The sequence below is a fragment of the Paraburkholderia sp. JHI2823 genome (assembly GCF_038900695.1).
GTDB lineage: Bacteria > Pseudomonadota > Gammaproteobacteria > Burkholderiales > Burkholderiaceae > Paraburkholderia > Paraburkholderia mimosarum.
The window spans coordinates 1-456 of the sequence record NZ_JAYMRY010000248.1; the positions used below are offsets into that span (position 1 = coordinate 1).

A 456-nucleotide genomic window follows, 5' to 3' on the forward strand; every position below is an offset into this window, starting at 1 on the left:
TTCATTGAGGCGTCTTGCCACAGCATTGGGTTTGGCCTGTGAATACACCGACAGGTCGCCGCCTTTCGGGAAGTACTGCCTCAACAGTCCATTTGTGTTCTCATTTTACCCTCGCTGCCAGGGATGTTGCGGATCACAGAAGTAGACGGCAACGTCAGTAGCAACAGTAAAGCGCTTGTAACTGGCCATCTCCGTGCCGCGATCCCAGGTTAGCGATTTGTAGAGTTCCTGCGGCAATTTGCAGGTATGTTTGATCAGCGCATCGGCTACCGCCTCGCTGTCCTTGCTGGCAATCTTCACCAGCATGACATAGCGTGTGTGGCGTTCGACGAGCGTCGCAATCTGGCTGCTCTCGCTGCCGCAAAGCAGATCACCTTCCCAATGCCCCGGCACTGCGCGGTCCTCGACTGTGGCTGGACGTTCGCTGATCGACACCGTGTCGCGGATCCTGCCGTG

At 56.8% G+C, this 456-nt stretch carries 1 pseudogene; it reads right to left on the reverse strand.

Features of this window, described 5'->3' with window-relative positions:
• Positions 1 to 456 (reverse strand): annotated as a pseudogene (locus VSR34_RS38540) (IS30 family transposase); the annotation flags it as partial.